The organism is Streptomyces sp. NPDC058697 (assembly GCF_042715345.1).
GTDB classification, from domain to species: domain Bacteria; phylum Actinomycetota; class Actinomycetes; order Streptomycetales; family Streptomycetaceae; genus Streptomyces; species Streptomyces liliifuscus.
The window spans coordinates 230753-248910 of sequence record NZ_JBHXSU010000009.1; the positions used below are offsets into that span (position 1 = coordinate 230753).

The 18158-nt window shown below is 68.2% G+C and carries 14 protein-coding genes; 10 read left to right on the plus strand and 4 right to left on the minus strand.

Features of this window, described 5'->3' with window-relative positions; all coding sequences use genetic code 11:
• The first annotated feature begins 22 nt into the window (after window positions 1–22).
• The 3 genes from ACFWXQ_RS23110 to ACFWXQ_RS23120 all read left to right on the plus strand — a co-directional run bounded on the left by ACFWXQ_RS23110 (window position 23) and on the right by ACFWXQ_RS23120 (window position 3066).
• Window positions 23–1105 carry an inositol-3-phosphate synthase gene (locus ACFWXQ_RS23110; RefSeq protein WP_383936090.1) on the plus strand — a complete coding sequence of 361 codons (1083 nt, stop codon included), beginning with the start codon at window positions 23–25 and terminating at the stop codon, window positions 1103–1105.
• Between the two features lie 78 nt (window positions 1106–1183).
• A complete protein-coding gene (locus ACFWXQ_RS23115) occupies window positions 1184–2449 on the plus strand; it encodes an MFS transporter (RefSeq protein ID WP_383936092.1) in 1266 nt (421 codons plus the stop codon).
• Window positions 2450–2565: 116 nt separating this feature from the next.
• Window positions 2566–3066 (plus strand): hypothetical protein, encoded by a 501-nt coding sequence (locus ACFWXQ_RS23120; protein WP_383936094.1) that lies wholly within the window; start codon window positions 2566–2568, stop codon window positions 3064–3066.
• A gap of 111 nt (window positions 3067–3177) precedes the next feature.
• On the opposite strand, the gene ACFWXQ_RS23125 is transcribed toward ACFWXQ_RS23120, so the two are convergent.
• Window positions 3178–4644 carry a CCA tRNA nucleotidyltransferase gene (locus tag ACFWXQ_RS23125; protein ID WP_383936096.1) on the minus strand — a complete coding sequence of 489 codons (1467 nt, stop codon included), beginning with the start codon at window positions 4642–4644 and terminating at the stop codon, window positions 3178–3180.
• 234 nt (window positions 4645–4878) lie between these two features.
• Here ACFWXQ_RS23125 and ACFWXQ_RS23130 point away from each other — a divergent pair, with 234 nt between their 5' ends.
• The 7 genes from ACFWXQ_RS23130 (at window position 4879) to trxA (ending at window position 14582) form a co-directional block, all read left to right on the plus strand.
• Complete coding sequence (locus ACFWXQ_RS23130) at window positions 4879–7239, plus strand: DUF6049 family protein (RefSeq protein WP_383936098.1); 2361 nt, start codon at window positions 4879–4881, stop codon at window positions 7237–7239.
• A 47-nt stretch (window positions 7240–7286) separates the two neighbouring features.
• Window positions 7287–9515, plus strand: a complete 2229-nt coding sequence (murJ, locus tag ACFWXQ_RS23135) for a murein biosynthesis integral membrane protein MurJ (protein WP_383936100.1) — start codon at window positions 7287–7289, stop codon at window positions 9513–9515.
• 118 nt (window positions 9516–9633) lie between these two features.
• A complete protein-coding gene (locus ACFWXQ_RS23140; RefSeq protein WP_383936102.1) occupies window positions 9634–11361 on the plus strand; it encodes a protein kinase family protein in 1728 nt (575 codons plus the stop codon).
• A gap of 27 nt (window positions 11362–11388) precedes the next feature.
• On the plus strand, window positions 11389–12102 hold the full coding sequence (gene sigM / locus ACFWXQ_RS23145) for an RNA polymerase sigma factor SigM (protein WP_266761473.1): 714 nt from the start codon (window positions 11389–11391) through the stop codon (window positions 12100–12102).
• Window positions 12099–13040 (plus strand): anti-sigma factor family protein, encoded by a 942-nt coding sequence (locus tag ACFWXQ_RS23150; RefSeq protein ID WP_383936105.1) that lies wholly within the window; start codon window positions 12099–12101, stop codon window positions 13038–13040. Before sigM ends, ACFWXQ_RS23150 begins: the two co-directional genes overlap by 4 nt.
• Window positions 13041–13234: 194 nt before the next feature.
• Window positions 13235–14206, plus strand: a complete 972-nt coding sequence (trxB, locus tag ACFWXQ_RS23155) for a thioredoxin-disulfide reductase (RefSeq protein WP_383936106.1) — start codon at window positions 13235–13237, stop codon at window positions 14204–14206.
• A 43-nt stretch (window positions 14207–14249) separates the two neighbouring features.
• Entirely contained in the window at window positions 14250–14582 is a 333-nt protein-coding gene (gene trxA, locus ACFWXQ_RS23160) for a thioredoxin (protein ID WP_143641354.1), read from the plus strand.
• Between the two features lie 128 nt (window positions 14583–14710).
• On the opposite strand, the gene ACFWXQ_RS23165 is transcribed toward trxA, so the two are convergent.
• From ACFWXQ_RS23165 to ACFWXQ_RS23175, 3 genes are all read right to left on the minus strand, one after another.
• Complete coding sequence (locus ACFWXQ_RS23165) at window positions 14711–15328, minus strand: GNAT family N-acetyltransferase (protein WP_189841525.1); 618 nt, start codon at window positions 15326–15328, stop codon at window positions 14711–14713.
• A 326-nt stretch (window positions 15329–15654) separates the two neighbouring features.
• The gene (locus ACFWXQ_RS23170; RefSeq protein ID WP_383937628.1) at window positions 15655–16758 is read right to left on the minus strand and encodes a ParB/RepB/Spo0J family partition protein; all 1104 of its coding nucleotides are present in this window, start codon (window positions 16756–16758) and stop codon (window positions 15655–15657) included.
• The gene (locus ACFWXQ_RS23175) at window positions 16755–17828 is read right to left on the minus strand and encodes a ParA family protein (RefSeq protein ID WP_143641541.1); all 1074 of its coding nucleotides are present in this window, start codon (window positions 17826–17828) and stop codon (window positions 16755–16757) included. The genes ACFWXQ_RS23170 and ACFWXQ_RS23175 overlap by 4 nt, the downstream gene beginning before the upstream one ends.
• Window positions 17829–18158 lie beyond the last annotated feature (330 nt).

Consider the following 18158-nt stretch of genomic DNA (forward strand, 5'->3'; position numbering starts at 1 on the left):
GTACACACAGGGAGCAACCGGAATGGGTTCGGTTCGCGTAGCCATCGTCGGCGTGGGCAACTGCGCCGCCTCGCTGGTACAGGGCGTCGAGTACTACAAGGATGCCGATCCGGCGTCCAAGGTGCCCGGCCTGATGCACGTCCAGTTCGGCGACTATCACGTGGGTGACGTCGAGTTCGTCGCCGCCTTCGACGTCGACGCGAAGAAGGTCGGCCTCGACCTCTCGGACGCCATCGGTGCCAGCGAGAACAACACCATCAAGATCTGCGACGTCCCGAGCAAGGGCGTCACGGTCCAGCGCGGTCACACCTACGACGGTCTCGGCAAGTACTACCGCGAGACCATCGAGGAGTCCGCCGAGGCCCCGGTCGACATCGTCCAGATCCTCAAGGACAAGCAGGTCGACGTCCTCATCTGCTACCTGCCCGTCGGTTCCGAGGACGCGGCGAAGTTCTACGCCCAGGCCGCCATCGACGCCAAGGTCGCCTTCGTCAACGCCCTTCCGGTCTTCATCGCCGGCACCAAGGAGTGGGCGGACAAGTTCACCGAGGCGGGCGTCCCGATCGTCGGCGACGACATCAAGTCGCAGGTCGGCGCCACCATCACGCACCGCGTGATGGCGAAGCTGTTCGAGGACCGCGGTGTCCGCCTTGAGCGCACGATGCAGCTCAACGTCGGCGGCAACATGGACTTCAAGAACATGCTGGAGCGCGACCGCCTCGAGTCCAAGAAGATCTCGAAGACGCAGGCCGTCACCTCGCAGATCCCCGACCGTGACATGGGCGCGAAGAACGTCCACATCGGTCCCTCGGACTACGTGGCCTGGCTCGACGACCGCAAGTGGGCGTACGTCCGCCTTGAGGGCCGCGCCTTCGGTGACGTCCCGCTGAACCTGGAGTACAAGCTCGAGGTCTGGGACTCCCCGAACTCCGCGGGTGTCATCATCGACGCCCTGCGCGCCGCGAAGATCGCCAAGGACCGCGGCATCGGCGGCCCGATCCTCTCCGCGTCGAGCTACTTCATGAAGTCGCCGCCGGTCCAGTACTTCGACGACGAGGCCTACGACAACGTCGAGAAGTTCATCAAGGGCGAGGTCGAGCGCTAAGACGCTTGATGTGCCGCTCTGTTGAGGGTCCCCGGGTCGCAAGCCCGGGGACCCTCCTCGTATGTGAGGCTGTGCCCCATGGCTGTCGTGCGTGATCTGCGCGTCCTCCTGCGCTTCGGGAACTTCCGGCGTCTGCTCGCCGTCCGGCTGTTGTCGCAGGGTGCCGACGGCGTCTACCAGGTCGCGCTCGCCACGTACGTCGTCTTCTCACCGGAGAAGCAGACCTCGGCGGCGGCGATCGCCTCGGCAATGGCGGTCCTGCTGCTCCCGTACTCCCTCGTCGGCCCCTTCGCCGGCGTCCTGCTGGACCGCTGGCGGCGCCGCCAGGTCTTCTTGTACGGAAACCTGCTGCGGGCGGCGCTGGCCGCCCTGACGGCCGTCCTCATGCTGAGCGGCGTGCCGGACTGGCTCTTCTACGCGTCCGCTCTGTGCGTGACCGCGGTCAACCGGTTCGTCCTGGCGGGTCTGTCCGCCGCACTGCCCCGCGTCGTCGACTCCGAGCGCCTGGTGATGGCCAACTCCCTCTCGCCCACGGCCGGAACGCTCGCCGCGACCGTCGGCGGCGGTCTCGCCTTCGTCGTCCGCCTGGTCGCCTCGGACTCCGACGCGGCGGTCGTCCTCGTCGCAGCGGCCCTCTACGTGTGCTCCGCGCTCGCCTCGCTGCGCCTGGCACCGGACCTTCTGGGCCCCGACCGGGAGTTGGTGCATCCACGGTTGAAGGCAGCACTGGTCGGCACAGCACACGGCCTGACGTCAGGCGTACGCCATCTGGCCCAGCCCCCACGACGGGAGGCCGCCCGGGCCCTGGCCGCGATGACGCTGATGCGGTTCTGCTACGGCGCCCTGACGGTCATGGTGCTGATGCTCTGCCGGTACGCCTGGTCGTCGGGCTCGGACGACGACGGGCTCGCCCTCCTGGGCCTGGCCGTGGGGATCTCCGGAGCGGGCTTCTTCGCCGCGGCGGTGCTGACCCCGGCGGCGGTCGGCCGACTGGGGCCCAGCGGCTGGATCATCGCCTGTGCCGGATCCGCCGCGGTCCTGGAGCCTGCGCTCGGGCTGCCGTTCGCCGAAGTCCCCATACTGGTCGCGGCCTTCGTCCTCGGCCTGACCACCCAGGGCGCGAAGATCGCCACGGACACCGTGGTCCAGTCGTCCGTCGACGACGGCTTCCGCGGCCGGATCTTCGCCGTCTACGACGTTCTGTTCAACGTGGCCTTCGTCGGCGCCGCCGCGGTGGCCGCGCTGATGCTGCCTCCTGACGGCCGCTCAGTCCCGCTGGTGGTCACGGTGGCCGTTATCTACGGGGCAGTTGCTGCGACTATGGCCCGCTTTGCTCGGCAGTAAGTGTCACATCAATGACACAGAGCCACTGTGGGCTACAGAGTTGTCAGTGGCGGCCGGTAGCTTACGTGCGTCTTATTTCGCGCCACGCGCTCCTACGTCCGAGGGGGACCCTCAAAGTGACCACTCCGCCGCCCCAAGGCCAGAACCCGTTCGCACAGGGGCAGCCGCCCCAGGGCCAGAACCCCTACGGGCAGCCCCCGACGAGTGGGAACCCGTACGGCCAGCCGCAGCCCGGAGACCCCCAGCAGTCCCCGTACTTCAACCAGGGTGCGCCGGTTCCGCCGCCGGCTCCGGCGCGTAGCGGCTTCAAGAAGTACCTGCGGTTCATCATCCCCGTGGCCGTGCTCTCCATAGCCGCCGGTACCTATTTCTTCGGCGGCGACGACGCCACGAAGCTCAAGGCCGGCGACTGCCTGCGCAACACGGGCTCCGACTCCAACGCCTCGGTCGAGAAGCTCGACTGCGGCGACTCGAAGGCCACGCACAAGGTTCTGGCGAAGAAGGACGGCTCCAGCCTGGCGCAGCTCGCCTGCCAGTCCGTCCAGGGCACCACTGCTGCTCTCTCCTGGCAGGAGGGGTCCGACTCCTTCGTGCTCTGCCTGGCAGACAACAAGTAGGAGCGGTACAAACACGAGGGGCGTTGTTTCACGTGAAACAACGCCCCTCGACATGTCCGGCTTCAGGAGCGCGAGTCATGTTTCACGTGAAACATGACTCGCCGCGCGCCCTCAGTTCTGTTCGGCCCACCACTCCTTGAGCGCCGACACTGCTGCGTCGTACTCCATCGGCCCGTTCTCCAGACGCAGTTCCAGCAGGAACTTGTAGGCCTGCCCGATGGCCGGGCCGGGCGCGACACCCAGGATCTCCATGATCTGGTTGCCGTCGAGGTCGGGCCGGATCGCGTCCAGCTCCTCCTGCTCCTGAAGCTGGCCGATGCGCTCCTCCAGACCGTCGTACGCACGGGAGAGAGCGGTGGCCTTGCGCTTGTTGCGCGTCGTGCAGTCCGAGCGGGTCAGCTTGTGGAGGCGGTCGAGGAGCGGGCCCGCATCACGCACATACCGGCGGACCGCGGAGTCCGTCCACTCCCCGGTGCCGTAGCCGTGGAAGCGCAGGTGCAGCTCGACCAGATGCGAGACGTCCTTCACGAGCTCATTCGAGTACTTGAGCTCCGTCATCCGCTTCTTGGTCATCTTGGCGCCCACCACCTCGTGATGGTGGAAGGAGACCCGACCGTCGTCCTCGAAGCGACGCGTCCGCGGCTTGCCGATGTCATGCAGCAGTGCGGCCAGACGCAGCGTGAGGTCGGGACTGTCCTCCTCCAGTGCCATCGCCTGCTCCAGGACGATCAGTGTGTGGTCGTAGACGTCCTTGTGCCGATGGTGCTCATCCCGCTCCAGGCGCAGCGCCGGCAGCTCGGGCAGCACCCGGTCGGCCAGCCCGGTGTCGACGAGCAGTGTCAGACCCTTCCGGGGGTGCGCGGACAGGACCAGCTTGTTCAGCTCGTCACGCACGCGCTCGGAGGAGACGATCTCGATGCGCTCGGCCATGGCCTTCATCGCCGCAACGACGTCCGGCGCCACCTCGAAGTCGAGCTGCGCGGCGAACCGCGCGGCCCGCATCATCCGCAGCGGGTCATCGGAGAAGGAGGACTCAGGTGTGCTCGGAGTCCGCAGAACACGTGCGGCAAGATCGTCGAGCCCGCCGTGCGGATCGATGAACTCCTTCTCGGGGAGCGCCACGGCCATCGCGTTCACTGTGAAGTCACGACGCACCAGGTCCTGCTCGATCGAGTCGCCGTACGAGACCTCGGGCTTGCGCGAGGTCCGGTCGTACGCCTCCGAACGGTAGGTCGTCACCTCGATCTGGAAGCTCTGGTCGACGTCTCCGACGCGGGCGTCCTTCTGACCACCGACCGTGCCGAAGGCGATCCCGACCTCCCACACGGCGTCCGCCCAGGCCCGCATGATCTTCAGCACGTCCTCGGGCCGGGCGTCGGTCGTGAAGTCGAGGTCGTTGCCGAGCCGGCCGAGGAGCGCATCCCGGACCGAGCCACCGACCAGGGCGAGAGAGAACCCGGCCTCCTGGAAACGGCGGGCGAGCTCATCGGCGACGGGGGACACCCGCAGCAGTTCGCTCACCGCGCGGCTCTGCACCTGATTCAGGGCACTGGGACTGTCTTCGTTGGCGTTCGGCACAACAGAAAAGGGTACGTGGCCCGGACCCCCGCGGGCGCCTCCATTAAACGTGCACCGGCACCTTCCCATGTCTCTGCGGGAACCTCGCCACTGATAGGCGGACATAGTGGGACAGTGGGGTCTCGTTCCCGATCTTGTGGACCGGACCGCGGCACTTACCCTCAGCGCGCATCGTTACCATGCGTGGACGCACATTCCGACGACCACTGACGACGACGAGGGACGGGCGAGCGCGTGGCCGAGGCGGCAGACTTCCAGGGGATGACTCCCTCACCTGCCCGCCGCTGGCTGCGGCGCACCGGGGCGCTGCTGGCAGCGGCTCCCCTGCTGGCCGGCCTCTGCCAGCTGCCCGTGGCGCCGGCCGCGTACGCGGCCGAGTCCAGCGCCGCAGCGGAGGTCTCCGGCTCCCGTACGGTCGATGTCTCCCTGGACACGCTGAGTCCTCGCGTGCCCTCCGACGGTGACACGCTGACCGTCTCCGGCAGGATCGTCAACAAGGGCAAGCAGACGATCACTGACGCGCACGTCGGTCTTCGGGTAGGCCCGACGATGAACGGCCGCTCGGCGATCGACACCGCCGCGCAGAGCAACCCGTACGCGGGTACGGACGTCGGCGGCAAGTACGTCGCGAAGTTCTCCAAGCTGGCACCGGGCGTCCCGCAGACCTTCAGCATCTCCGTCCCCGTCGACAAGCTGCCCCTCAGCTCCGACGGCGTCTACCAGCTCGGTGTCACGCTCACCGGCCGGACGGCCGCCGCGGCGTACGACCAGATCCTCGGCATCGAGCGGACCTTCCTGCCGTGGCAGCCCGACGAGGCGGACAAGAAGACCCGGACCACATACCTCTGGCCGCTCATCTCCACCCCACACATGACGGCCGAGACGGGCTCGAACGAGCAGCAGACCCCCGTCTTCAAGGACGACGACCTGGCTGCTGAGCTCGCCCCCGGCGGGCGCCTGCAGCAGCTCCTCGCACTCGGCAAGAACCTCGACGTCACATGGGTCGTCGACCCGGATCTGCTGGCTTCCGTCGACGCGATGACCCGCAGCTACCGCGTCCAGGTGAACGGCTCCAGCAGCACGACCACGGCGGGCACGCACCAGGCGGTGGCCAAGCAGTGGCTCTCCGAGCTGGAGAAGACGGTCGAGAACGAGGAAGTCGTCGCCCTTCCCTTCGCCGACCCGGATCTGGCGTCGCTGGCCCACAACGGAAAGACCGCCACCGGGTCGCTCAGCCGACTCAAGGACGCCACCACAGTGGCCGCGACGACGGTGGAGTCGATCCTCCACGTGACGCCCAGCACGGAGTACGCCTGGCCCGCGAACGGCGCGATCGACCCCTCGATCGTCAAGGTCGCCACCTCGGCCGGCGCCGATACGGTGATCTCCCGCAGCGACAGCCTGCAGGAGGCCGGAAGCCTGCCGTACACGCCGTCCGCAGCGCGTCCGATCGGCGGCGGCACCACCGCGGTGGTCGCGGACGCCCGTCTGTCGACGGCGTTCCAGGGCGACATGGCGGTGGCGGGCAACGCCACGCTCGCCGTGCAGAAGTTCCTCGCCCAGAGCCTGATGTTCTCGCTCCAGGTCCCGGACAAGCAGCGCAGCGTCGTGGTCGCCCCGCAGCGCATGCCGACGTCCAGCCAGGCCCAGGCGATGGCACAGGCACTGACGGCGCTCCAGGACGGAACCTGGTCGCAGTCGGCGGACCTGTCCGCGGCCACCAAGACCAAGCCGGACGCAGGCGCCACCACGCGGGTCCCGTCGGCGGGGTCGTACCCCTCCTCGCTGCGCAAGCAGGAGCTGCCGCAAGCGGCCTTCGATCAGATCGAGCGCACGCAGGACGCCCTCGACAGCTTCCAGGTGATCCTCGCCGACAAATCCCGTGTGGCCACCCCCTTCGGACGGGCCATGGACCGGTCGGTGTCCACGTCCTGGCGCGGCCGCAGCACCGATGCGACGCTCTACCGCGACGGCGTGGAGGCGTATCTCACCCGGCTCACCGAGAGCGTCGGACTGATCGAGAAGTCCGAGGCGAAGCTGTCGGGCCGCAGCGCCACGATCCCCGTGACGGTGCAGAACAACCTCGTCCAGGGTGTCGACCACCTCACTCTGCGCCTGACCTCGACCCAGCCGAGCCGCCTCAGCATCGGCGACGGCGCCTACGACGAACAGCCTGTCTCGGTCTCGGGCGGACACAGCCAGTCGGTGAAGTTCACCACCAACGCCCACGCCAACGGCCGGGTGGGAGTCGTCGCCCAGCTGTTCACGGAGGACGGCCGGCCGTACGGTCCCGAAGTCCCCTTCGATGTGAAGGTCACCGAGATCACCGCCACGGTGATGCTGGTCATCGCCGGTGGTGTCCTGCTGCTCGTGCTCGCCGGGTTCCGGATGTACACCCAGCGCAAGCGCGCGGCCGCCCGCCAGGCCACGGAGGAATCCGAGAACGCCCAGGCGGACGGCGAGGACGAGGACGCTCCCGAAGCATCCGACGCCGAGTCGAGGGCACACGGGCCGGAGCACCCGAGTGACCCTGCACCGGACACCGCAGCCGAAATCACGGACCCGTCCGGCACTGGTGAGAGAGTGGACCGTTGAGCGATGTCGCGGCCGGTGGGCCCGGGGACGATGAGGTGGGGTAAACCATGAACGCGCCGTACGACGGTGACCGCGGTCAGGGCGCGGGCGGCTCCGGCCACCCCGACGACCCGCCGCAGGGCCCGCCGGAGCCCGGCGAGGTGCCTCAGCAACCCGCACCCGACGTGTACCTCCAGGATGCCTACGCCCAGGATCCCTACCGGGCGCAGGATCTCGCCGCTCAGGACCCTGTCACCGAGGCCCTCTACGACCGCGCCGCGCATCCCCCGCCGCCGCCGGGCACCTACCAGCCGCAGCCCCCGCTCTACGCTCAGCCGCCCCAGTCCCCGTACGCCCCCGACCCGCGCGTGTGGGCCCAGACCCCGGCTCCCGAGCCGGAGGGCCCCACGCAGTACCTGCCGTACGGCGACGACCCCCGTACCACCCAGTTCGTGGGCGTCGACGACCTGGTGACCCAGGCCGGCGAGCATCGGCACGAGCCGGACGCCTTCGCTCATCTCTTCCGGGACCAGCAGCAGGGCGGCGCATACCCGCCCGCGGGGGGTCCGCCCAGCGTGCCCTCTCCGACGCCGGAGCCCGCTCCGGCTGCCGAGCCGCCCTCGGCACCCCCGCCCACACCTGCGCCGGCGGCCGCGAAGAAGTCCGGTGGCCGGGCGTCCGGACTGCTGAAGTCCAGTGCGCTCATGGCGGCGGGCACCATGGTGTCCCGCCTCACCGGCTTCATCCGCTCCGCGCTGATCGTCGCGGCGCTGGGTGTCGGCCTCCTAGGTGACACCTTCCAGGTCGCCTACCAGCTGCCGACGATGATCTACATCCTGACCGTCGGCGGCGGCCTCAACTCCGTCTTCGTACCGCAGCTGGTGCGCGCCATGAAGGACGACGAGGACGGTGGAGAGGCATTCGCCAACCGGCTGCTGACCCTCGTCGTGGTGGTTCTCGGCGCACTCACCGCGCTCGCGGTACTCGCCGCTCCGTTCCTGGTCCGTGTGCTGTCGACGCCGGTCGCCAGAGACGCGGCGGCCAACGACGTCGCTGTCACCTTCGCCCGCTACTTCCTGCCCACGATCTTCTTCATGGGCATCCACGTGGTGATGGGCCAGATCCTGAACGCCCGCGGAAAGTTCGGCGCGATGATGTGGACCCCGGTCCTCAACAACGTCGTCATCATCGTGACGCTCGGCCTGTTCATCTGGGTGTACGGCACCGCGGAGAACTCCGGCATGGAAGCCGCGACCATTCCGCCGGAGGGCGAGCGGCTTCTCGGCATCGGCGTCCTGCTCGGCCTCGTCGTGCAGGCCCTCGCGATGATCCCCTACCTCCGCGAGACCGGTTTCCGGCTGCGGCTGCGCTTCGACTGGAAGGGCCACGGCCTCGGCAAGGCCGCGATGCTCGCCAAGTGGACCGTGCTCTTCGTCCTCGCCAACCAGGCGGGCGCGATCGTCGTGACCCAGTTGTCCACCGCGGCGGGCAAGGACTCCCCGGTCGACGGCACCGGCTTCGCGGCCTACGCCAACGCCCAGCTCATCTGGGGCCTTCCGCAGGCCATCATCACGGTCTCCCTGATGGCCGCCCTGCTGCCTCGGCTCTCGCGTTCGGCCCATGAGGGCGACAGCGGCGCGGTCCGCGACGACATCTCACAAGGTCTGCGTACGACCGCCGTGGCGATCGTGCCGATCTCCTTCGGCTTCGTCGCGCTCGGCATCCCGATGTGCACGCTGATGTTCGGCTCCTCCGGGACCAGCGAAGCGACGAACATGGGCTACATGCTGATGGCCTTCGGCCTGGGCCTGATCCCGTACTCCGTGCAGTACGTCGTGCTGCGCGCCTTCTACGCGTACGAGGACACCCGGACCCCCTTCTACAACACGGTCATCGTGGCCGCCGTCAACGCCGGTGCCTCGGCGCTCTGTTTCTTCCTGCTTCCCCCGCGTTGGGCGGTGGCGGGCATGGCCGCGTCGTACGGTCTTGCCTACGCGATCGGCGTCGGGGTCGCGTGGAGCCGGCTGCGCAAGCGGCTGGGCGGCGACCTGGACGGTGGGCGGGTCCTGCGCACCTACGCACGGCTCGGTATCGCGTCGGTGCCGGCCGCACTGCTCAGTGGTGCGGCCTGCTACGGAATCGGCCACACACTGGGACAGGGCGTCGGCGGCTCGTTCGCCTCCCTGCTCGGCGGTGGTGTCGTACTGCTCGGTGTCTTCTACGTCGCGGCGCGGCGGATGCGCATCGAGGAGCTGAACGGAATGGTCGGCATGGTCCGCGGGCGCCTTGGGCGCTGAGACGGGGGCAGGCGCACAACCATCGTGCGCGACCGCGTGTCGTGCATAGGGGCGGACTGTGGGCACAATTGGCTTTGGCGTCGGACAGCGCGCAATGGATGGGGAGGCAGGAACGACGGTGGCGGAACGGAGCACGGCTGCCGTCGACGTGGCAGACAACAGCGGCGACGAGCCGCTGACCGCGAAGGCGGACCAGTCCACGGCCGACGGGGTGGCCCAGAACCGGGAGCGGGACACGGACAGCTCGGAGAGCGAAGAGGAACAGGGGAGCGGGGGGAACGAGAGCCCTGGCAGGACCTCGCCGCCCGAGCTGCACAGCGGTCACAAACTCGCCAGACGCTACCGCCTGGAAGAGTGCGTCACCCGTCTGGACGGTTTCAGCAGTTGGCGTGCGGTGGATGAGAAACTCCGCCGCGCCGTCGGTGTGCACTTGCTGCCCGCCGACCATCCACGAGCGCGATCCGTCCTCGCGGCGGCCCGTTCCTCCGCGCTCCTGGGCGATCCCCGGTTCGTCCAGGTCCTGGACGCGGTCGAGGAGAACGACCTCGTCTATGTGGTGCACGAGTGGCTGCCGGATGCCACGGAGCTGACGGCGCTCCTGGCCGCCGGCCCGCTGGAGGTGCACGAGGCGTACCAGATGGTCAGCCAGGTCTCCCAGGCGATGGCCGCCGCGCACCGTGAGGGGCTGGCCCATCTGAAGCTGACCCCTGGCGCCGTGCTGCGCACCTCGTCCGGGCAGTGGCGCATCCGCGGCCTCGCCGTGAACGCGGCGCTGCGCGGCATCAGTTCCGACACTCCGCAGCGCACCGACACGGAGGCGATCGGCGCGCTGCTGTACGCCACGCTCACCCAGCGCTGGCCGTACGAGGACGACGCCTACGGCCTCTCCGGACTGCCCAAGGGCGTGGGCCTCATCGCTCCCGACCAGGTACGCGCAGGTGTGCACCGGGGCCTTTCGGAGCTCGCGATGCGCGCGCTCGTCAACGACGGCGCGACCGCTTCCCGCCAGGAGCCTCCGTGCACCACGCCGGAGGAACTGGTGAAGGCGGTCGGCGAGATGCCTCGCATCCGGCCGCCGGAGCCGACGTTCACCGCACCGCCGGACTACCAGCGCACGACGTACCAGCAGGGCAACTACGGCCGCCCTTCGTCCCACCCGGGGGCCACCCAGCCGGTACCGACTCCCCTTCCTCCGCTGCAGACCCGTACCGGCAAGGCCCTCAAGTGGGCGGTGTCCGCCCTTCTGATCGCCGCGCTCGGTCTCGGCAGCTGGCAGCTCGCGGACGCGCTCATGGACCGCGGGAAGTCCGACGATACGGGCAACACCAAGACGACTGACGGCAACGACAAGAGCGGCGACAAGACGAAGCCGGTCAAGCCGATCACCATCGAGGGTGCCGAGGAGTACGTCGCGAAGGGTTCTGCCCAGGCGGCGGGCGACGTGGCCAAGACCTACGACGGCGACAGCTCGACGTACTGGCGGAGCAAGAGCTTCCTAGACGGTCCGGAGATGAACCCGGCATTCAAGCCCGGCGTCGGCATCGTCTACGACCTCGGCTCGAAGCAGGGGATCTCGGCCGCTTCGATAGGTCTGAGGTTCGGCGGCAACCACACGACGGTCTCGCTGTACGCGACGGATTCCATGAGCTCCACGACGTCGCTGAGCTCCATGCAGAAGATCGGGACCCTGACCACGAGCGGGACCACCGCGAAGGTGAAGGCCGACAAGAAAGTGAAGACCCAGTACGTGCTGGTGTGGTTCACTGCGCTGCCGTACGCACCCGGTGACCAGTTCAGCGATGCCGGGTACAAGCAGGCCATCACCGATGTGAAGTTCACCGGCTGAGCATCCACCGGAGGGGGAGGGGGTTCGATGGCGGACGGCGCCGGATTCAGCGAAGTGAGCGATCAGGACCTCCTCGCCCGTCATGTGGAGGGCGATCCCGATGCCTTCGGCGAGATCGTGCGGCGTCACCGTGATCGGCTCTGGGCGGTGGCGCTGCGGACGCTGGGCGACCGCGAGGAAGCCGCTGACGCCGTCCAGGACGCCCTCGTCTCCGCCTATCGGGCCGCCCACACCTTCCGCGGCCAGTCGGCCGTCACAACGTGGCTCCACCGGATCACGGTGAACGCCTGCCTGGACCGTGCGCGCAAGGCGGCTTCCAGGAAGACGTCCCCCGTGGACGACACGGAACGGCTCGAACAGCTCTTGGAGCCGCACGAGTCGGCCTCCGCTCCGGCCGAGCGCAACGATCTGCACCGTGAGCTGTTGGAGGCGCTGGGCACTCTGCCTCCCGACCAGCGCGCAGCCCTCGTCCTGGTGGACATGCAGGGCTACCCCGTGGCGGAGGCGGCCAGCCTGCTCGATGTGCCGACCGGCACGGTCAAGAGCCGCTGCGCGCGTGGCAGAGCCAGACTTCTCCCACTGCTCAAACACCTGCGTACGGACAGCGGGAGCGACAGAGCGAGCAAGAAGTCGGGTGAGGGACGGAACCGCACGCAGGGGGCATCCGTCCCACCCGCAGCGGGAGAACACGATGGACCAAGCGATTCAGCTGCTGTGAAGGGCGGAGGTGGGCGAGCGTGACATCCACGACCGACACGGCCGGGCACCCGGACGTCGAGGAGATCTCCGACCTCACCGAAGGTCTGCTCCCCCCTACCCGTACGGCGGACGTGCGGCGGCATCTGGACGACTGCGCGCTCTGCGCCGACGTGTACGACTCGCTGGAGGAGATCCGCGGCCTGCTCGGCACGCTGCCGGGCCCGCTCCGCATGCCCGACGATGTCGCGGGACGTATCGACGCCGCTCTCGCCGCTGAAGCCCTGCTGAATGCCACGGTTCCCGATGACGACACCACAGGCGCCCTCGCCTCCGTCGGCGCTTCACGCCCCCTGCCCGATCAGGGCGACGACGACGGCACGCATGTTTCACGTGAAACATCGACCGCGCCAGACCGTCCCGCGGGGCGCCCTCGCGCCGCCACCGGACCGGGCCGCACCAACCGCCCGCGTCGTACACGCCGAAGGACAGCGGTCCTCAGCGCAATGTTCACGGCCGCCGCGCTGAGCCTCGGCGGTCTGCTGTTCCAGTCGCTGGGCAACAACGCCTCGGACAATGACTCCCCGTCGGCCTCCCCCAATCAGAGCGACTCCGCGAATACCTTCGCTGAGGGCAAGCTCAAGGGCCAGGTCGCGGATCTTCTGAGCAAGGCCGACAAGAAGAAGGACGGCGGCCCTCGCACCTCCAACCCGTACGGCACCCACTCCACTGAGGGGCCGCACATCCTCAACACACCCTCGGCCTCGGTTCCCGGGTGCGTGACACAGGGAATCGGTCGAGACGCGGAACCGCTCGCCTTCAAGGAAGGCTCCTACGAGGGCAAGGAGGCGTATCTCGTGGTGCTGCCCGACGTCTCCGACACCACACGCGTCACGGCCTACGTCGTGGACTCCGCCTGTGTGGACAAGCCGTCGATCTCCGCCGGCAAGGTTCTGCTGGAGCACACCTACGCGCGGAGCTGAGCCGGCCCGGCTCCACCGCAGACCGTCCTGAGCATCTCTGCGCCACCCCTGGCGTCCCCGCGCGGTGACTCGTCTTCGTGTGCCCGGACACAGTGGGAATGCGCGCCCCTTAGGATCCGTTGGGTGGGGTGAGAGTTCTGAGAGAGGCTCCCACCAGTCGTACGAAGCAGTCTCCAGAGACGAGGAATCAATCCGTGAGCGACGTCCGTAACGTGATCATCATCGGGTCCGGGCCCGCCGGCTACACGGCGGCGCTCTACACCGCGCGCGCGTCGCTTAAGCCGCTGGTGTTCGAGGGCGCCGTCACCGCAGGCGGTGCGCTGATGAACACCACTGAGGTGGAGAACTTCCCCGGCTTCCAGGACGGCGTCATGGGCCCCGAGCTCATGGACAACATGCGTGCGCAGGCCGAGCGCTTCGGTGCCGAGCTGGTACCGGACGACATTGTCGCGGTCGACCTCAGCGGTGAGATCAAGACCGTCACGGACACTGCAGGCACCGTGCACCAGGCGAAGACGATCATCGTCACCACGGGCTCGCAGCACCGCAAGCTGGGTCTGCCCAAGGAGGACGCCCTCTCCGGACGCGGCGTCTCCTGGTGCGCGACCTGTGACGGCTTCTTCTTCAAGGACCAGGACATCGCCGTGATCGGCGGCGGCGACACCGCCATGGAGGAAGCGACCTTCCTCTCCCGGTTCGCCAAGTCCGTGACGATCGTCCACCGCCGCGACACCCTGCGCGCCTCCAAGGCGATGCAGGACCGTGCCTTCGCCGACCCGAAGATCAAGTTCGTCTGGGACAGCGAGGTCGCCGAGATCCAGGGCGACCAGAAGCTCTCCGGTCTGCAGCTGCGGAACCTCAAGACCGGCGAGACGTCCGAGTTGCCTGTCACCGGCCTGTTCATCGCGATCGGCCACGACCCGCGCACCGAGCTCTTCAAGGGCCAGCTCGACCTGGACGGGGAGGGCTACCTGAAGGTCGAGGCACCCTCGACCCGGACCAACCTGACGGGTGTCTTCGGCGCGGGCGATGTCGTCGACCACACCTACCGCCAGGCGATCACCGCGGCCGGCACCGGCTGCTCCGCCGCCCTCGACGCCGAGCGCTTCCTCTCCGCCCTCGCGGACGGCGAGGCCGCTGCGGAGCCCGAGAAGACCGCTGTCTGACCCCCATCCCGCCCCACCGCACCAACCAGTTAAGGAGCCCGCCGTGGCCGGCACCCTCAAGCACGTGACCGACGATTCCTTCGAGCAGGACGTTCTGAAGAGCGACAAGCCCGTCCTGGTGGACTTCTGGGCTGCCTGGTGCGGCCCGTGCCGCCAGATCGCTCCGTCCCTCGAGGCGATCGCCGCCGAGTACGGCGACAAGATCGAGGTCGTCAAGCTCAACATCGACGAGAACCCGGGTACGGCTGCCAAGTACGGCGTCATGTCCATCCCGACCCTGAACGTCTACCAGGGTGGCGAGGTCGCCAAGACCATCGTCGGTGCCAAGCCGAAGGCCGCGATCGTGCGGGACCTCGAGGACTTCATCGCCGAGTAGTTCGACATGCCGCCCGCTGCAGGCGGCGATGTTTCACGTGAAACACAGATGGGCCAACCCGGACGGGTTGGCCCATCTGCATGTGTGGCGGACGACCCAGGCGCCTCACCGACAGAACCGAGAGCGCCCTATAGCGGACGCAGCACCGGCTCCTTCTGTACCGCCCCCAGCAACCGGTCGAGCGCCAACTCCACGTCTTCCTTCCAGGAGAGCGTCGTACGCAGCTCCAGGCGCAGTCGCGGGTACGTCGGGTGCGGCCGGACCGTCTTGAATCCCACGGCCAGGAGATGGTCGGCGGGCAGCACGCAGGCCGGCTCCTTCCAGCGGGCGTCCCCGAAAGCCTCGATCGCCTTGAAGCCCCGCCGGAGCAGATCCTTGGCGACCGTCTGCACCATCACACGTCCAAGTCCCTGCCCCTGAAAGCCCGGCGTGATGAAGGCGGTCATCAGCTGGACCGCGTCAGGGGAGACCGGGCTCGTGGGGAAGGCCGTCGCCCGCGGCACATAGGCGGGCGGCGCGTAGAGCACGAAGCCCGCCGGTACGTCATCGACGTACACGACCCGGCCGCAGGATCCCCATTCGAGCAGAACTGCGGAGATCCACGCCTCTTTCTCCAGCTCGGGAGTTCCTGCCTTTACCGCTGCCTGGCCGCTGACTGGGTCCAGTTCCCAGAAGACACACGCGCGACAGCGCTTGGGAAGGTCCTGAAGGTTGTCCAGCGTGAGCGGTGCGAGCCGGCGCCCCATGAAGGCAGTTCCTCACTTTCCTCGCCCGCAGCGTCGCGAGCGGCTGTCAGAGCGCTCCGTTCCCTGAGCAGGCTGCCGACGAATCCGCCGACCGCGCCGAGCCCCAGGCCCGCGCTCACCAGTCCGGTCCGGCTCACCGTTCGCATGGCCCCTCGCCTCCCCACAGAAGGTGCTGCCAGGTGAATGCGCCATACCCGAACGCATCGTATCCACGATGCGATTCCATCGATACCGCCTGAAAGCAAAGAGCGGGCCGTGTCCGGTGTATACCGGACACGGCCCGCTCTCCGGGTCGGGCAGTCAATATCGACCGGCCGACCGGAGCCTCAGGCTTCCGGCTCCTCGGCGTCGTCGTCCAGGAGGCTCTTCTGCAGAACCGGTCCCTCGCCCGGGGCGAGCGAGCCGAGGATCCGCTCAAGGTCGTCCATCGAGGCGAACTCGACGGTGATCTTGCCCTTCTTCTGGCCGAGGTCGACTTTCACCCGAGTCTCGAAGCGGTCCGAGAGACGGGTCGCAAGGTCGCTCAGCGCCGGGGAGAGCCTTGTGCCGGCTCGCGGCCCTTTGGAGCGTGCGGCCGACTGCGGCCGCGAGCCCATGAGCGTGACGATCTCCTCCACCGCTCGCACCGAGAGCCCCTCGGCCACGATCCGGTGGGCCAGGCGGTCCTGCTCCTCCGAGTCGTCCACGGAGAGCAGGGCTCGCGCGTGTCCGGCGGAGAGCACCCCGGCGGCCACGCGGCGCTGAACCGACGGCGACAGCTTCAGCAGACGCAAGGTGTTGGAGACCTGAGGGCGCGAACGGCCGATCCGGTCGGCCAACTGGTCGTGCGTGCAGTTGAAGTCCTTGAGGAGCTGGTCGTAGGCGGCAGCCTCTTCCAGCGGGTTCAGCTGAGCACGGTGCAGGTTCTCCAGGAGCGCGTCCAGGAGAAGCTTCTCGTCGTCCGTGGCCCGCACGATCGCCGGGATGGCGTCGAGCCCCGCCTCACGACAGGCCCGCCAGCGCCGCTCGCCCATGATGAGCTCGTAGCGCGCCGGACCCATCTGCCGTACGACGACCGGCTGGAGAAGGCCGACCTCCTTGATGGAGGTGACGAGCTCCGCGAGAGCGTCCTCGTCGAAGACCTCACGGGGCTGGCGCGGGTTCGCGGTGATGGAGTCGAGAGGCAGCTCGGCGAAGTACGCGCCGACGGGCGCCGACGGAGCCTCGCCGAATACGCTCGCCGACGGCTCCTCTGTTTCATGTGAAACATGGGCCGACGGCAGTGCGGCCACCTTGGCTGCCGCCACCCCACGCTCTGCGGTGAGCACGGGCACGGCTCCCGGCGATGTGGACGCTCCGCCCACCGCGGGTGGTGCCGCCTTCTCTCCTGTCGGTGCAGCCGGGATCAGTGCGCCGAGACCACGGCCCAACCCCCTCCGTCGCTCGCTCACTGGATCCCCTCCACCATGTTCTGTTCGTTGTGTGCGCCCATGTGGGCATGCTGCGCGTCGTACGCCACTCCGACTCCGCGCAGCGCGATCTCTCGTGCCGCCTCAAGGTAGGAGAGGGCTCCGCTCGACCCCGGGTCATAGGTCAGTACCGTCTGACCGTAACTGGGGGCCTCGGAGATACGGACCGAGCGCGGAATGCTCGTCCGTAGCACCTCGTCGCCGAAGTGGCTGCGCACCTCGTCGGCGACCTGGGACGCGAGGCGGGTCCGGCCGTCGTACATGGTGAGCAGGATCGTCGATACATGCAGGTTGGGGTTGAGGTGCCCCCGCACCAGATCGACGTTGCGCAGCAGCTGGCCCAGGCCCTCCAGCGCGTAGTACTCGCACTGAATCGGGATGAGTACCTCGGCACCGGCTACGAGAGCGTTGACCGTCAGGAGGCCCAGCGAGGGCGGGCAGTCGATGAGGATGTAGTCCAGCGGCTGCTCGTACGCCTGGATCGCCCGTTCCAGTCGGCTCTCTCGTGCCACCAGGGACACCAGCTCGATCTCCGCACCGGCGAGATCGATCGTGGCAGGTGCACAGAAGAGACCCTCGACATCAGGTACTGGCTGAACAACCTCGGAGAGTGGCTTGCTGTCGATCAGCACGTCGTAGATCGAAGGAACTTCGGCGTGATGATCAATGCCCAGCGCGGTGGAGGCATTGCCCTGAGGATCGAGGTCGACCACCAGGACGCGCCCACCGTGCAGAGCGAGCGAAGCGGCGAGATTGACCGTGGTCGTGGTCTTGCCCACCCCGCCCTTCTGGTTGGCGACCACCATCACGCGGGTTTGGTCAGGCCGTGGCAGGCCCTCGCCGGCGCGGCCAAGAGCCTCTACCGCCAGTTGGGCAGCACGACCGATGGGAGTGTCGTCCATCGGGGGCGGTGTTTCACGTGAAACATCCTCCCCCATCGACTCGGTACGGGGACCGGGGACCGGATCGGTCATCGGTCCCGCGATGTTGGCGTCGGACCGCAAGGATTCACTCTCCTCGACTTCAGGCTCGCAATGAACAGAGCCTCCCATGTCTTCGGGGTCGTGAACCAGCGAGGCCCGTGGTTCTGTGGAGAAATCCACCTCTGTGGACAACTCCGTGCCCTCTCCGGGGGACGCATGGCCGCCAGGAGAGGGTCTTTTTCTGAAGGATCCCAGAGATCCAAGAGGATTTCGGTCGCGGGGTTCGGCCGCGGCGCGGCCGCGACTGATGATGCCGTGCAGCAGTGAGCGACGTTTCACGTGAAACACGATGCACAGCGCGTGCGACCGCGACCGCGCGACACTCCGGCATGCGTAGGTTTGGCAGCTTGTGTGGAGTACGTCTCGTCGTCAGGACGGATCAGTCAACGAGCCTCCGAC

What these genes read in the sequence shown, in the direction of transcription:
- ACFWXQ_RS23175 (WP_143641541.1), bottom strand. Translation starts at nt 17,828, where the DNA reads ATGGGAGGCTCTGTTCATTGCGAGCCTGAAGTCGAGGAGAGTGAATCC.
- ACFWXQ_RS23115 (WP_383936092.1), top strand. Translation starts at nt 1,184, where the DNA reads ATGGCTGTCGTGCGTGATCTGCGCGTCCTCCTGCGCTTCGGGAACTTC.
- murJ (WP_383936100.1), top strand. Translation starts at nt 7,287, where the DNA reads ATGAACGCGCCGTACGACGGTGACCGCGGTCAGGGCGCGGGCGGCTCC.
- sigM (WP_266761473.1), top strand. Translation starts at nt 11,389, where the DNA reads ATGGCGGACGGCGCCGGATTCAGCGAAGTGAGCGATCAGGACCTCCTC.
- ACFWXQ_RS23110 (WP_383936090.1), top strand. Translation starts at nt 23, where the DNA reads ATGGGTTCGGTTCGCGTAGCCATCGTCGGCGTGGGCAACTGCGCCGCC.
- ACFWXQ_RS23165 (WP_189841525.1), bottom strand. Translation starts at nt 15,328, where the DNA reads ATGGGGCGCCGGCTCGCACCGCTCACGCTGGACAACCTTCAGGACCTT.